At 71.5% G+C, this 14,950-nt stretch carries 9 protein-coding genes; 6 read left to right on the top strand and 3 right to left on the bottom strand.

Features of this window, described 5'->3' with window-relative positions; translation table 11 throughout:
• Positions 1-62: 62 nt before the first annotated feature.
• Positions 63-452, bottom strand: coding sequence for a tautomerase family protein (locus tag VIM26_RS22365; protein WP_331955406.1), 390 nt, complete (start codon positions 450-452; stop codon positions 63-65).
• 186 nt (positions 453-638) lie between these two features.
• Between VIM26_RS22365 and VIM26_RS22370 the strand changes: the two genes are divergently transcribed.
• The 5 genes from VIM26_RS22370 to VIM26_RS22390 all read left to right on the top strand — a co-directional run bounded on the left by VIM26_RS22370 (position 639) and on the right by VIM26_RS22390 (position 7,034).
• Positions 639-1,751, top strand: a complete 1,113-nt coding sequence (locus VIM26_RS22370; protein WP_331955408.1) for a transaldolase family protein — start codon at positions 639-641, stop codon at positions 1,749-1,751.
• Between the two features lie 262 nt (positions 1,752-2,013).
• A complete protein-coding gene (locus VIM26_RS22375; RefSeq protein ID WP_331955410.1) occupies positions 2,014-2,385 on the top strand; it encodes a VOC family protein in 372 nt (123 codons plus the stop codon).
• Between the two features lie 180 nt (positions 2,386-2,565).
• Entirely contained in the window at positions 2,566-4,125 is a 1,560-nt protein-coding gene (locus VIM26_RS22380) for a sensor domain-containing diguanylate cyclase (protein ID WP_331955412.1), read from the top strand.
• 135 nt (positions 4,126-4,260) lie between these two features.
• The gene (locus VIM26_RS22385) at positions 4,261-4,650 is read left to right on the top strand and encodes a hypothetical protein (protein ID WP_331955414.1); all 390 of its coding nucleotides are present in this window, start codon (positions 4,261-4,263) and stop codon (positions 4,648-4,650) included.
• A complete protein-coding gene (locus VIM26_RS22390) occupies positions 4,647-7,034 on the top strand; it encodes a caspase family protein (RefSeq protein ID WP_331955416.1) in 2,388 nt (795 codons plus the stop codon). The genes VIM26_RS22385 and VIM26_RS22390 overlap by 4 nt, the downstream gene beginning before the upstream one ends.
• A 256-nt stretch (positions 7,035-7,290) precedes the next feature.
• Here VIM26_RS22390 and VIM26_RS22395 read toward each other — a convergent pair whose 3' ends face one another.
• On the bottom strand, positions 7,291-9,093 hold the full coding sequence (locus VIM26_RS22395; RefSeq protein WP_331955418.1) for a S8 family serine peptidase: 1,803 nt from the start codon (positions 9,091-9,093) through the stop codon (positions 7,291-7,293).
• 471 nt (positions 9,094-9,564) lie between these two features.
• Between VIM26_RS22395 and VIM26_RS22400 the strand changes: the two genes are divergently transcribed.
• Positions 9,565-12,129, top strand: a complete 2,565-nt coding sequence (locus VIM26_RS22400) for a GGDEF domain-containing protein (RefSeq protein ID WP_331955420.1) — start codon at positions 9,565-9,567, stop codon at positions 12,127-12,129.
• A gap of 401 nt (positions 12,130-12,530) precedes the next feature.
• On the opposite strand, the gene VIM26_RS22405 is transcribed toward VIM26_RS22400, so the two are convergent.
• Positions 12,531-14,950 (bottom strand): glycosyl hydrolase family 95 catalytic domain-containing protein (locus VIM26_RS22405; protein WP_331955422.1); only part of this gene is annotated, 2,420 nt, incomplete at its 5' end.

A 14,950-nucleotide genomic window follows, 5' to 3' on the forward strand; every position in this document is an offset into this window, starting at 1 on the left:
GTCCTATAGGACGTCAACGCTCGGACGTTACGGGGTTGGGGGTGTCACTGGTGGGGGTGGGGTTAGAGCTCGCCGGTGAGGAACTGGGCGCGGCCGGCGGCGAAGCTCCAGTCCTCCTTGGTGTTTTCCGTCATGGAGACGATGAGGTCGCCGGGAGCGAGGCCGGTTCGTTCGGCGAGGACCCGGTAGAGCTCGGCGTAGGCCGCGGTCTTCTGGTCCGTGGTCCGGCCCTGGTGGACGATCTGGATGACGACCAGGTCGGCGCTGCGCTCGATCCCGAGCCCGGAGCCCTCGGCGATCAGGTGACCGCGCGGGTGCTCGGTGACGATCTGGTACCGGTCGCCGGGCGGCGCGGCGAAGACGTCGAGCATGACGTCCTGGACGCTGTCGGCGATCTCGCGGATCTGCTCCGGGGAGCGGCCCTGCTGGAGGTCGATGCGGACGAGGGGCATGGGATTCTCCTGGCGCGAACTGTGTGGGGTCGAGTCCGCCCCGACAATACGCCACACTTTGTTCGTTTGTCTGGACATACGGTTGACAGCGGCTTGAGCAGCGACTTGAATGGCAACGTCGGCCCCGCGCGCTCACCGAGGAGCGAGTGACCGCAGGTACCCACCGACCTTGAGCCAGGAGTTGGCGTGACACAGACAGCGATCCAGTCGAACCGCACGGACGAGACCACGCAAGGCCCGCTCCTGGCGATGACGCAGCACACCCCCACCGTGCTGTGGAACGACTCGGCCGACCCGGCCGAGCTGTCGGCGGCGATCGGCTGGGGCTGCGTGGGCGCGACGTGCAACCCCGTCATCGCGTACACGACGATCAAGAAGCACCCGGACATCTGGGGGCCGCGCATCCGAGCGATCGCGGAGCGGATGCCGACCGCCGGGGAGTCGGAGATCGGCTGGCAGGCCGTCAAGGACATGACCGTCGAGGCCGCCAAGCTGCTCGAGCCGGCCTTCGAGAAGTACAACGGCCGCAACGGCCGCATCTCGGTCCAGACCGACCCGCGGCTGCACCGCGACGGGGCGGCTCTGGTGGCGCAGGCCGTCGAGTTCGCCGCCCTCGCCAAGAACATCATCGTGAAGATCCCGGCCACCAAGATCGGCATCGCGGCGATGGAGGAGGCCACGTACCGCGGCGTGAACGTCAACGCCACGGTCTCCTTCACCGTCCCGCAGGCCGTCGCCGTCGGCGAGGCCATCGAGCGCGGGCTGAACCGGCGCGACGCCGAGGGCCTGGACACCGCCACCATGGGCCCGGTCGTGACGATCATGGGCGGGCGGCTGGACGACTGGCTGAAGACGGTCGTCGCCCGGGACGCCATCACCATCGACCCCGGGTACCTCGAGTGGGCCGGCGTCGCCGCCCTCAAGCGCGGCTACCAGGTCTTCACCGAGCGCGGCTTCCGCAGCCGGATCCTGTCCGCGGCGTTCCGCAACCACATGCAGTGGAGCGAGCTCGTCGGCGGTGACCTGGTCGTCTCCCCGCCGTTCGCCTGGCAGGAGAAGTTCAACGCGAGCGGCATCGACCCGGTCTCGCGCATCGACGTCCCCGTCGATGCGAAGATCATCGAGGCACTCTCGGCGAAGATCCCGGACTTCGTCCGCGCGTACGAAGTCGACGGCATGACCATCGAGGAGTTCGAGGACTTCGGCTCGGTCCGCGTGACCCTGCGGCAGTTCCTGGCGGCCGACGCCGACCTGGATTCGCTGGTCCGCGACATCATCGTGCCGGACCCGACCAGGTAGCCGGCTGGTATCGGGCCAGCGCTCTCCGTGGCGGAACCTCAAGCGTCGGCGTAGCGTGGACGGCGAAGTCCTGACAGCCACCGTCCATGCGGATCTGCCCCACGATCGGTGTGGACGGGGAGCGCAGGTGCCGGTTCACGGCTACCGCGGACCGCCTCGGCACTCCCGCACACGTCGCGCAACCTCGCGGGCAAATCGTGACCCGCCGGAGGGTGTGTCGGCGAAGAATCGCCACCTGATGCTCCAGACGAGGAGTTGTCACATGCTCAAGGAACTCCACCCGGTCCTGCCTGCGGCGGACCTCAAGCGCGCCCAGACCTTCTACCACGAGGTGCTCGGGCTCGACCCGGCCGAGATACACGAGGACATCCTCCTGTACCGGCCAGCACCGGAAACCGCGTTCGACATCTACGAGACCCCGAACGCCGGCACCGCGAAGAACACCCAGATGGTGTGGGAGTCCGACGACCTCGAGGCCGAGATGACACGGCTCCGCTCGAAAGGTGTCGTGTTCGAGGACTACGACATCCCCGGCACGAAGACCGTCGACGGCGTCGCCACGATGGAAGGCTCGAAGGCCGCGTGGTTCAGGGACACCGAGGGCAACTTCCTGTGCATCACCCAGCGGCTCTAGCCGCTCTCGCTAGGGCACGCAGACGGGTCCCCACCGCACGGTGGGGGCCCGTCTGTGTGTCCCCTCCGGCCGCGCTTGGGCGAGGACAAGACCGTCAGATTCGGCCGGCCGCGGCCGATAGGTCCGGTGGACGTCCGATGCGTTGGACGACGCGGCCGCGACAACAGGGATCGAGGGCTGATGACCAATTTCCGGGCAGTCCAGCCGTCGCCGGCGCAGTCGGCGCACGGGATCTTTGCCCGACCGGACACCGCGACTCGACGTCCGCTGATCGAGCCCGGGGTGATCCGCAGGGTCGCACCCTTCGCGGGCGCCGGCCTGATCGCCGTCGGGCTGGCGTCCTTGCCGCCGGCACCGGCGAGCCCGCGCGCGCTCGCGGCCGGCGCCGCCCTCATCGTGATCCTGATCCTGTCGGCCATCACCGTGCCCTGGGCGCGCTTTTCCGACGCCTGGCAGGGTGCCGTCCCACTGTGCGGCTTTGTGGCGATCGGGCTGTTGCGCCACGGCGAGGGTGGCGCGACGTCGGGCTACAGCCCGACCGTGATGCTGCCGGTGCTCTGGATCGCGCTGTACGGCAGTCGAGGCCAGCTCAGGCTCGCCATCGTCGGGACGGCGCTCACCTTCGTCGTGCCCCTGACCCTGGTCGGTCCACCGATGTATCCGCGCGCGGGGTGGCGCGAGTCCGTGCTGTGGATCGTCATCGCCGTGCTCGCGGGCCACGCCAGCCAGACCCTGGTCGACCACTCCCGACAGCGCACGGCCGACGTCGGCGCCCTCGGCTCGGTGACGCGGGCCCTGACGACCGGCGCCGACCCGCGCGACGAGCTGACCGCCGCCGCCCAGCTGGTGACCGGCGCGGCGTTCTGCATCCTGATCGAACCGCAGGAGGACGGGACCCTGACCGCCACGTCCGGGACCGCCGGGATCGAGCTCGCCGCCGTGCGCATCGATCCTCGGGCCGAGGTCTCCGCGACGGCGGAGGTATGGCGGACCGGAGCACGGATCTACATCGGGGACGTGAGCACCGACCCGCGGGCCTCGTCGCGGTTGGCCGCGCACACCGGCGCGCGTGCCGTGCTGCTCCAACCCGTGCTGCGTGACGGGCAGTGCACCGGCGTGCTCATCGTCGGGTTCACCAAGTCGCGCCAGGCGGTGCCCGAGCAGGCCCTGTACATGGTCGAGCTCGTCGCCGCCGAGATCGCCGCGGCGATCGATCGCGCCGACCTCGTCGCGCTGCTCGCCGCGCAGGCACGCACCGACCCGCTCACCGGAGCCGCGAACCGTCGCAGCTGGGACGAGCAGATGGTCCGCGAGCTGGCACGAGCCCAGCGCACCGCCGACCCGCTCACTGTTGCCCTGCTCGACATGGACCACTTCAAGGCCTACAACGACGCGCACGGCCACTCCGCGGGCGACGAGCTGCTGCGCGACGTCGTGGCCGCCATCCGCGCCGAACTGCGTACCGGCGACGTCATCGCCCGCTGGGGCGGGGAGGAGTTCGCCCTCGCCCTGCCGGGTTGCGACCTCCAGGAGGCGCAGCGTGCGGCGACCCGGTTCCTGCAGGTCGTCCCCGGCGGACAGAGCGCGAGCATCGGGCTCACCCAGGCCGCGGCCGGGGACACCCCCAGAAGCCTCGTCGCTCGCGCCGACCGGGCGCTCTACGTGGCCAAGGACGCCGGTCGCAACCGGGTGCACGCCGTGGCTGCCCCGACGTCGCCCAGCTCGCTGCTCCAAGCCTGACCTGTGTTCGAGTTCCGGAAGGAATGGCTCGTCGCGCGCGCACATCCTTAGCAAAGCCGGGCGAGGAACCTTGTGAACCCCCACCTCAGCGGTGCATTGTGAGACAACGGAACTGTCCGCACAGGGGAGGCGTCGATGGCGACCGAGCTGATCGTGAAGATCGTCGACGCGGACGCCGACGACGACGTCCTGGAGCGCAGCGCCCTGCTGCTCCGCGAGGAGATCGGCGCGCTCGACGTCGACTCGGTGCAGCCGCTGACCGGCGGCGAGGCGCCGGCCGGCACGCGCGGGTTCTCCGTCGACGCGCTGGGCGCCCTGCTGGTCTCGCTCGGCCCGTCGGCCCGGCTGCTCGGCGGCGTCGTGCAGGCGGTGCGGGCGTGGCTGTCGCGCGGACCGCGAGGCAGAACTGTCCGGCTCGAGCTCGGTGGGGATGTCCTCGAGCTGACCGGTGCGTCGTCGCAGGTCCAGGACCGCCTGGTCGAGGAGTGGATCCGCCAGCACGCCACCCAGGATGCCGCCCGATGACCGAGACCTCGAGCCGGCAGGCGCTGATCGTCGCGATCGACGAGTACGCCGACCCGGGGCTGCGACGGCTGCAGGCTCCCGCGCGGGACGCCGAGGTGCTGGCCGAGGTGCTCGGCAACCCCGGAATCGGTGATTTCGAGGTGAAGGTGCTGCGCAACGCCGGCGCGCAGGACATCCGCTTCGCGGTCGAGGACTTCTTCGCCGACCGGCGTCCGGACGACCTGCTGCTGCTGCACTTCTCGTGCCACGGGTTGAAGAGCCAGGGCGGCGAGCTCTTCCTCGCCGCTGCCGACTCGCGGCCCACCCGACTGGCCTCGACCGCGGTAGCCGCGGACTTCGTGAACCAGCAGATGGCCGACTCCCGCGCCCAACGCATCGTGCTCTTCCTGGACTGCTGCTACGGAGGCGCGTTTCCCCGCGGGATGGTGGTGCGAGGAACGTCCGACGTGCAGGTCGGCGAGGCGTTCGCGCCCGCGCAAGAGGCTGCCGGCGGTCGGGGCCGGGTGGTCGTCACGGCGTCCAGCGCCGTGGAGTACGCCTTCGAGGGCGGTGAGCTCGCGGCCGGTGCGAGCGTGAACCCCTCGGTGTTCACCGGTTCGCTCGTGGAAGGGCTGTCCACCGGCGAAGCCGATCGTGACGGCGACGGCTGGGTCGGGCTGAACGAGCTGTTCTCGTTCGTCGCGGAGCGGGTGCGCAAGGCAACCCCGAACCAGACGCCGCACCTGTGGGCGTTCGGGTCTGAGGGCGACCTCCTCCTCGCACACAGCCGACGCCGGCGCATCGTCCCCGATCCGCTGCCGCCGGAGCTGGTCGAGGCCGCGAGCAGCCCGCTCGCGGCGACCCGACTCGGTGTCGCCGTCGAGCTGCGCGAGCGGTTGCACGGGGACAACCTCGGGCAGGCGTTCGGCTCCTGGCAGCTGCTCACCCGGATGGCGGAGGACGACAGCCGCCGGGTCGCGGGCGCCGTCCACGGCGCCATGGAGAGCGCCGTGCTCAAGGTCTCCCCCGACGCGCTCGATCTCGGGCAGGTTCAGCTCGGTGACGTGGTGAGCCGGGAGGTGCACCTGACCGGGTCCCCCCTGGCGCTCGTCGCGAGCGCCGACTCGCCCGATGAGTGGCTGCAGGTCGAGGTGGACGACAGCCGGCTGCGGGTGACCGCGACCCCGGAAGGCTCGGGCCCGCAGATCGGGGGCGTCGTCGTCAGCACCCCGATCGGGGACCACGTGCTCCCGGTGCGCATCGAGGTGGTGGACCCGGAGCGGGTCGGCGAGACCGCCTGGTTGCCGGCCGGCGACGCGCCGCCGTCCGCCGTCCCCCACCAGGGCCGCGCCAAGCTGTCCGGCCGGCGGATCAGCCTGCCCACGCGTCCCGAGGAACCCGTCCGGAACGTGCCGACGCCGGAGCTGAGGTCTGCGGTGGTACCTGCACCTGCAGTGGCACCTGGCCCTGCACCTTTCGCGGCACCTGGACCACCAGCGGCACGGGTGGAGACGAGAACATCGGCGGCGGCCGAACCCGGGACGCCGTCGGGCAGCACGCCGGCGGTGCCGCGGCGCACGGTCGACCAGCCTCGACACCCCGACAAGGACGAGCCCGGTCCGGGCGAGCGTTGCGACGGGGTCCGGCCGCTGTGGTGGCCGCTCGCCGTCGGCCTGCTCCTCGCCGCAGCCGGGCTCTTCGTCGCGGTTCACACGCTGGAGAGCCTGTGGGGGAACCAGTCCAGCAATAACGTGGCGCCACAGGTCATCGACGCACGGTCCGCGATCGCCGTCGTCCTGTTCGCCGGGGTGCTGGTCGGCCTGCGGTGGCGCCGCCTTGCCGTGCCAGTGCTCGGTGCGGCCGCGGGCGTGGCTCTGTACTTCCTGCAGGAGGCGGCGCTCCTGCTGGTCCCGAGCTCGGGAGCCTGGGACGACGACCGGCCGAACTGGGAGCTCGTGGTCGTCCTCGGGGTGGTCGTCCTGGTGCTGGTCGCCGGCGAGCTCCGGCGTCGCCGCCTGCTAGTCGCGGAAGCGTCCGGGCGAACTCCCCCCGTGCTCGCGGTCGTCGCCTACGTCCTGGGCGGCCTCGCCATGGTCCTCGCCACCACCGCAACCCGGAACGGTTCGACGAGTGCGCTGGCGTACGTCGGCGGGATCATCCTGCTCGTACCCGGCGTCACGCTCCTGCTGACCGGGCTGCCGCTCTTCGGCGACCTTCGGGCGGAGCCACGCCGGGTCGCCGTCGCGGCGGCGGTCGCCTTCCTCGTCGCGGGCTCGCTGGGCACAGCCGACCTGGCGCTTCGGAGCGGCAGCGACCTGGTCCCGTTCGGCGTGCCCGCGTTCACCGGTGCCGGCCTCATGCTGATCGCGCTCGCTGTCGACGCCCGCAGGCCTCGACGCGCGTAGTCGGTCTGAATTCGTGACTTCGCCCTTCGAACCGTGCCGCTGTGGCTGGCGGCAGTTCGACCATCGGCCTGCGCTTGGTGCCCCGAGGTCGCAAACCGCACGATACAAGGGCGGAGAAGCCCGGCCCTCCGACGCTCTGTCGGCCGACCGGTGGGAAATGGGGCACGTCGGCACACCGCGCGATCAAGGTCAAGTTGGGCGGGCGACCGAGAGCGCCCGCCCTACGCACTGTTTCACCCGGGTCGGTGGTTCCGGCTCACCAGTCGTAGGCCATCGACCAGCTGCGGCTGTCCCAGTTGTCCGCGGACCAGCTGCGGCTGGTCCAGTCGCTCCCGCTCCAGGACCGTGACAGGAAGGTCATCGTGGACCAGGACCGTGACGACCAGTCCACACCCGACCAGGACCGACTGCTCCAGGCGGTCGGTGCCCAGCTCGATCCGCTCCAGCCGGCGCCGGCCCACACCGAGCCGCGCCAGGTACCGCCCGTCCAGGCCGTCCCGGCGGTCGCAGCCGGCGCCCAGGTCGCGGCGTCCCAGGCCACACCGAACGGGTCCTGTTCGCCGCGCAACGTCGCGCCCGTGTCCGGGTCTTGCACGAAGCTGGTGCCACGGGAAGCGTCCAGGGTACCCAGGCCGGTCGACCTCGTCGCCGTCTGGGTATAGGCGGGGATGCTGCCCTTTGCGAGCAGCTGAACGGCCCGCTGGACATTGAACTGCCCAGCTCCCTGGACGACGCTCGAGTCGCTCTGGAGCTTGACGGCCGTGGTCATGAGGACGCCCTTGACCTGGTCGGGCGTCAGGGCCGGGTTGCGTTGCACCATGAGCGCCACCGCACCCGAGACGACTGCCGCGGACTGGGAGGTTCCGGTACCGCGGAACAGCCGTCCGCTCGTCTCGGTGGACAGTCGGCCTTCGGGATGTCCGGTGTCGGCAAACGACCCCGGCGCCCGCAGGCTGACCACGGACTTGCCGGGAGCAGTCAGGTCAGGGCGCCGCGTGACGGTGCCGGTGCTCGTCCAGGCACCGACCCGCAGGTCCCCGGCGTTGCCCGTCCCCTCGTGATCAACCGACCCGACGGCGATGACGAACGGGTCGATCGCCGGCATGGTCAACGGGCTCGGGCCTGACTCGCCGTCGTTGCCGGCGGCGACAACGACCACGATGCCGGCCCGCCAGGCGCTCTCGACCGCGTGCGCGAGCGGGTCGAGCGAAGCGGCCTGGGCGGACTCGGTGCCGTAGGAGAGGTTGATGACCCGGATGTTGTTCGCGACGCCGTTGGTCACGACCCAGTCGATCCCGGCGATGACCTGGGAGACGTCGACGCCGCCGTCGCCGGCACCGACCTTGACGTTGACGATTGTCGCATCCGGCGCCATTCCCACGAAGTAGGAGCTGTTGGTCAGGTTCGCGGCGGTGAGCCCGGTGTCCCGGCCGGCAATGAGCCCGGCGAGGTGCGTGCCGTGGCCGTATCCGTCCAGATAGCGCGTATTGGTGGACTGGGACTCGAAGGAGAGATCGGGGCCGTTGACGACCTTGCCGGGAAGGAGCAGTCCCTCGACGGGGCTGATGCCGGTGTCGATGAGAGCAACACCAACGCCCCGGCCGGTGAGCTTCTGGCTGGTGTTGTTCGGGTCGTTCAGGGCCCAAACGTTCTGGGCGCCAGTGCTCCGCTCGATGTTGAACGCGGATCCGAGGTCATGATCGGCCTTCCACGTGCCCGTCAGAAGGCTGGCCTTGGCGGTCTCGCTCGAGGTGTCGTCGCCCCACTGCTCGCCCAACGGCACGAGCGTGCCGTCCGGGCTCACCCCGAGCACGCCGCGTGCTGCGGCGAGCCTGGCGACATTGGCGATCGGGATGGTGGCGCGGACCCCATTGATCACGTTCAGGCGAGCGTCGACCGTGCCACCCAAGCGCTCCACAGCGGCGCTCACCGTTGCGGCGCTGCCGGCGGTCCCCTCGACGATGATGGTCTGCGTCGGACCGCCCACGAGCGGTGTAGCCGCGGACGCGCCCTGAGCGCCGAGCACGATCGCGGCCAGCGTGACGCCGGCGATTCGCACCGTGGTCGTGCCCCACAACCACCGGCCCGCGAAACGGTCGCCGCATTGCGTGCCAGGAGCCTGCGCTCCTCGACCGGACGACAGGGTCAACGACGGGCGCACAGGGCCTCCATAGCTCGGGTGATCGGAGGCAATCGTGAGTGAAAGGGCAGGGCAGATCCAGGACGCCGCATCGTTACCACCCGGATGGGCCAGCGACACCCCCTATCCGGCCCAAGGCGGCAGCCGAAGCTGGTCCTCCGACCGGCGGTCGGGACGCAATTGGTCGAGCGACGACGCCTGGCAGCGCCCCGACCCGCACGTCCTGCAAACAAGCCCGCGTTCTGCAAACTCCTGGAGTTCGCAGAACGGGGGCTTCTTTGCAGAACCCGGGACGTTGGGGACGCAGAGTTGGTGGGGGCGAGTCGGGCCCACCCCAAGACTTCTCACACCGGCCGAGATCGGTCGATAGGAGTCATGGGAGGTGGTTCCGTGGCCTTGCTCGACCGACATCGCTCAAGCGCGATCGGCGCCTTCAGCGCCGTCCTCGTCGCGCTCGCAGTCTTCCTGCTCACCGGCCCGTCACATCAGATCGACGCACCGCGGGCCGGGCTGGCATGGTGGCTGCTGATCCCGGTCTTCACGGCGGCCGAGCTCGTGGTCGTCCACGTCCAGGCTCGTCGGGAGTCGCTGTCGGTCTCGTTCGCCGAGGTCCCCCTGGTCCTGGGCCTGGTGTACCTGAACCCCCTGGGGCTGGTCGGTGCCCGGGTGCTCGGCTCGGCGCTGGGCCTGCTGCGCAGGCGGCAGAGCGGTCTGAAGCTGTTCTTCAACTTGTCCATGTTCGCCTTCGAGGCCGCCCTCGCGGCAACCCTGTACGGGCTCGCGCTCGGCGGCGCCGACCCGTCCAGCCCGCGCGGGCTGCTGGCCGCGCTGGCCACCGTCGTGGTCACCGACCTGGCGAGCGCCGCCGCCCTGACCACGGTGATCTGGCTCAAGGTCGGCGAGTACGACGAGGGGGTCCTCGGCGAGGCGGTCACGTCGGGGCTGGTCGCGGCGCTGACCAACACCAGCGTGGGACTGCTCGTCGTCGTGCTCGTCGACACCCGCCCGGTGGCCCTGACATTGTTGCTCGCCGTGGTCGTCACGGTGGCCTTCGCGTACCGCGGGTACGCCGCGCTGAGCCGTGGTCACGCCCGGCTGGAGTCCCTCTACCGGTTCACCCGGCGGGTCCAGCGCGAGGTCAGCGTGGACGCCGTCGCCGAGATCGTGCTGCGCCAGGCACGGGACGCCCTCTCCTCCGAGACCGCGGAGCTCTTCATGCTCACCGGCGAGCATGCGGCGAGGCGGTTGTGCCTCATCGACGAGGACGTCCAGTCCCGTCCCGGCGGCCCCGCGCGGTGGATGGCGCCCGCCCTGGCCGGCCAGGCCGTCCGGCGCCACGAGAGCACCGACGCGAGCGGGCCGCGCGACGCCCTCGCGGCCCCGCTCGAGGTCGACGGCACCGTCCTGGCGATCCTCGTCGTCGAGGACCGCCCGCACCACCTGGGTCCGTTCGGGGAGGATGACCTGCGTCTGTTCGAGTCGCTCGCGAACCACGCCGCGGTCTCGCTGCAGAACTCCCGGCTGGTGGACCGGTTGCGCAAGGAGGCCGAGACCCAGGAGCACGTGTCCCTGCACGACGCCCTGACAGGTCTGCCGAACCGCCGGCACGCGCTGCGCGCGCTGACCGCCGAGCTCACCGCCAGTGCGAACACGGCCGTGCTGGTGCTGGACCTCGACGGGTTCACCGAGGTCAATGAGGCTCTCGGCTACGCGACCGGGGATCTCATGCTGCGTGAGACCGGCCGGCGCCTCACCGCGCTGGCGACCGTTCCAGGTCACGTCGCGCGCCTCGGGAACGATGAGTTCGTCGTCGTGCTGCGCGACGTCGTCGACGCCGACGACGCCGCGCGCCGGGCCCAGGACGTGCTCGCCGCCGTCGGCGCACCCTTCACGCGCAGCGAGCTGAACATCGACATGCACGCCTGCGCGGGCCTGGCGGTGGCCCCCACCCACGGGGTCGACGCGGCCATGCTGATGCAGCGCGCGGATGCCGCGCTGTACGCGGCCAAGCGGGAGCGGGTGCTGCTGCGCGTCTGGGATCCGCGCACCGAGGGCGACAGCGGTCGCCGGCTCACGCTGCTCGGACATCTCCGGGAGTCCATCGAGTCCGGCCAGCTCGAGGTGCACTACCAGCCCAAGATCAAGCCCGGCACCGGCGAAGCGGTCGGCGCGGAGGCGCTCGTGCGCTGGGCGCACCCCGACCACGGCCGGGTCGGGCCGGACGAGTTCATCCCGCTCGCGGAGCACTCCGGCCTGATCCACCCGCTGACCGACCAGGTCCTCGACGCGGCCCTGGCCCAGGCTGCGCTCTGGCGCGCGATCCTTCCCACGTTCACGATTGCGGTGAACCTCTCGGCACGGAGCCTGACCAACCCGGACCTGCCCCGGCAGATCCTGACCGCGCTCAGCCGGGCCCGGCTGCCGCGGCACGCCCTGACGCTCGAGATCACCGAGACGGCGATCATGACCGACCTCGACCGCGCGCTGACCGTCCTGCACGAGCTCAATGCGCTCGGCGTCGGCCTGTCGATCGACGACTTCGGCACCGGACTGTCCTCGCTCGCGTACCTCAAGACCCTGCCCGTCAACGAGGTCAAGGTCGACAAGTCCTTCGTCCTGGGCGCCGCGACCCAGAGCGCCGACGAGGCGATCGTCCGGGCCACGATCGAACTCGGGCACACCCTCGGCCTGCGCGTCGTCGCCGAGGGGGTCGAGGAAGCCGAGATGCTCGGGCTGCTCGCGGCGTGGGGCTGCGACGTCGCCCAGGGCTACTTCATCAGCCGCCCGATCCCGCCGGAGGCCTTCACCGCATGGCTCACGGAACGGGTCAGGACCTTCCCAAGCGTCCCGCCGGTACGAGACCCGATCCAATCGATCCCCCACGCCGGAGTCCCGCAACCCCAACCCGAACCGACAGCCCGCACCGTAGCCCGCACCCCCCTCCCCGCCGACTGACCCCATCAACTCGTCAGACCGAGCGCGCCCCCGGGGCCCCGCTGCGTCTGACTCGGAGCACCGCCCGCGAAGAACTCGAGCTCGCCGGTCCGTTTCCGAGTTCGTCGTCTTCGATCGACGAACTCGACTGGAAACGACGAACTCGGCGGCCGACGGGAGCCGGCGTCGCGCGCGTGGCCGCGGACCGGGGCTCGGAGGTCTCAGTGCACCCGTCAGTGCATCGAAGGTGCACCCCTGGCGCGCGTTGGCTGCACAGAGCGCTGCACTGAGCAGGTTCCGCCGAGAATCCGGCACGGCAGCGCGCCCTCGGGCGCGAATCCGGCGCAAGACTGGCGAATCTAGCCGCCGTCGTCGAGCGGCGAATGGTTTCGTGCATGGCTGGACGTCGCTACTCGTCAGACCTAGCGCGCGCCAGGGACCGCGCTGGGGCTGACACGTTCGGGGGTGAAGTCGGTGGGGTGCAGGGTGGCCCGGCCGCCGGCGGACAGGTCGATCCAGGCCTCGAGGCCGTGCCAGGTCACCCGGTGCCGCCCGCGGCCGGCGGGTCGCAATGGGGCGAACGTCGCCTCGCGCAGCGCGACGGCGCCGGCGTCGTCCGGTTCCCACCGCATCGCCACCTCGACGCCGGGGCGCGCAACGATCCCGCTCACCGAGCCGGTCGCGAGCTCCGGCGGCACGGCGGGCAGCAGGTCGATCACCCCCGCGTGCGACTGCAGGAGACACTCGGTGAGCCCCGCGACGAAGCCGAAGTTCCCGTCGATCTGGAACGGCGGGTGCGCGGCGAACAGGTTCGGGTAGAGCCCGCCGCTCCACGCCCCACGCTCGCCGTCCATGTCGCGAAAGACGAGCCGCAACAAGTCGCTCACCTTGCCCGCCTGCCCGAGCCGCGCCCGCAGCGCGACCTTCCACGCGAGCGACCACCCCGTCGCCTCGTCGCCGCGACCGTCCAAGCTCGCCGCGACGGCGCCGCGCAGGGCGGGTGTCAGCGGGAGGTCGCCGGGGAACGCGAAGTACAGGTGCGACAGGTGTCGGTGCGCCGGGTCGCTCTGCGGGCGGTCCGCGCGCCACTCGGGGATCGTCCCGTCGCGTCCGGGCACCGGGCCCGGGATGCGGGGTAGCGCGGCGGCGGCCCGCTGCGCGACGTCGTCGTCGGCGAGGCCCAGGCGCTCGGCAAGCCCCGCGACCATCCGGAACAGGTCGGCGATGAGCACCAGGTCCATCGTCGAGGAGGCGTCGACCGTCCCGTCCCGGCCGTCGCCGTGAGCGAAGCCGTTCTCGGGCGACGTCGAGGGCACCGTGCCGAGGCTGCCGTCGGCGAGCTCGACGAGCCAGTGCAGATAGAACTCGGCGGCCGAGCTGATCGGCGCCCAGGCTCGGGCGGCGAAGTCGTCGTCTGCGCCGAACAGCAGGTGCTCCCACAGGTGCCGGACCAGCCAGGCCCCCGCCAGCGGCCAGAACGCGTGCCGGGCGTCGCCCCGGCCCCAGCCGGCGGGTTGGCTGTAGCCCCACGGATCGGTGTTGTGGTGGGCGACCCACCCCGGCCCGCCGTAGAGCCGCCGCGCCGTCGCGGCGCCGGTCACCGTGAGCCCGTCGATCAGGTCGAACAGGGGGTCCGCGACCTCCGCGAGGTTCGCCACCTCGGCCTGCCAGTAGTTCATCTCCAGGTTGATGTTGGTGGTGTAGTTGCTGCTCCACGGGGGCTGCAACTGGTCGTTCCAGATGCCCTGCAGGTTGGCCGGGACGCCGCCGGGACGTGAGGACGAGATCAGCAGGTAGCGGCCGTAGGCGTAGAGCAGCGCGGCCAGGGCGGGGTCGGAGCCGAGCACGCCGCGCGGATCCGCGTTGCCTCGGCGCAGCCGCTCGTCGATCGGCATCCCGGCGCGTGAGCCGAGCGGACCGGTCGCCAGGTGCACGCGGTCGTAGAGCGCCAGGTGGTCGGCGCGTTGCGGCGCCCGTACTCCCCGGGCGCCCTCCTCGAGCGCCGCGGCGACCCGCGCCCGGGCGATCGTGAGCACGTCCGCCGCAGATCCCTGCGGCGGGCGGGCGATGCCCGCGAACGTCGTGGCGGTGCTGAACACGATCGTCGCCTCGTGCACGCCGGTGGCCGCGGTCCCCGAGCCCGCCGGGTGTCCGTCGTGCGTCCAGGACAGCGCGAACGCCCCGTCCAGGCTCGCTCCCGGCACGTCCGAGTAGCTGACCGGCTCGTCGCGCTCGTCGTGGGTGGGCGACACGTTGGCCGGCAACCGCAACGCCAGCCACGAGCCGTCCGGCGCGCTGCCCGCCCCGCTGACCCGGAGCACCGAGCTCAGCGAGACCGACAGGTCGAGACCGTCGGGGTGGTCGGTGCTGATCGTGACGACCCCGACCTCGTGGGGCCGGCTCACGAACACGTTCCGGCGCACCTCGTGCCCGTCGAGGCGGTAGGTCACCGAACAGTCCGCCGCAGCCAGGTCGAGGCTCCTGCGGTACGCCGAGACCTGCGGCTCGCGCGCCGCGCCCCGGCGACTGACACCCGTGGTGATCCGCAGGTCGACGAACGGGAGGTATGCCTGGGAGTTGCGGTGCTGAAGCGCCCGGAGCGCCCGGGCCGCGGAGTCGAAGTCCTCCCCCGCGACCGCAGCACGCGCGGCAGCGATCGCCGCCGCTGCCGTGGCGGCGTCCACGACGTCGCCGGCCTGCTCGCTGTCCAGGCTCCCCGACCACGCCGCGGCGTCGTTGACCTGGAGGTGCTCGACGTCGATCCCGCCGTGCGCCATCACCCCGATCCGCCCGTTGCCCAGCGGCAGCGCCTCGAGCCAGCTCGCCGCGGGGCGGTCGAACC

Origin of the sequence: Pengzhenrongella sp., assembly GCF_036565025.1 — a bacterium.
Lineage (GTDB): Bacteria > Actinomycetota > Actinomycetes > Actinomycetales > Cellulomonadaceae > Pengzhenrongella.

What these genes read in the sequence shown, in the direction of transcription:
- VIM26_RS22380 (WP_331955412.1), top strand. Translation starts at nt 2,566, where the DNA reads ATGACCAATTTCCGGGCAGTCCAGCCGTCGCCGGCGCAGTCGGCGCAC.
- VIM26_RS22375 (WP_331955410.1), top strand. Translation starts at nt 2,014, where the DNA reads ATGCTCAAGGAACTCCACCCGGTCCTGCCTGCGGCGGACCTCAAGCGC.
- VIM26_RS22390 (WP_331955416.1), top strand. Translation starts at nt 4,647, where the DNA reads ATGACCGAGACCTCGAGCCGGCAGGCGCTGATCGTCGCGATCGACGAG.
- VIM26_RS22365 (WP_331955406.1), bottom strand. Translation starts at nt 452, where the DNA reads ATGCCCCTCGTCCGCATCGACCTCCAGCAGGGCCGCTCCCCGGAGCAG.
- VIM26_RS22385 (WP_331955414.1), top strand. Translation starts at nt 4,261, where the DNA reads ATGGCGACCGAGCTGATCGTGAAGATCGTCGACGCGGACGCCGACGAC.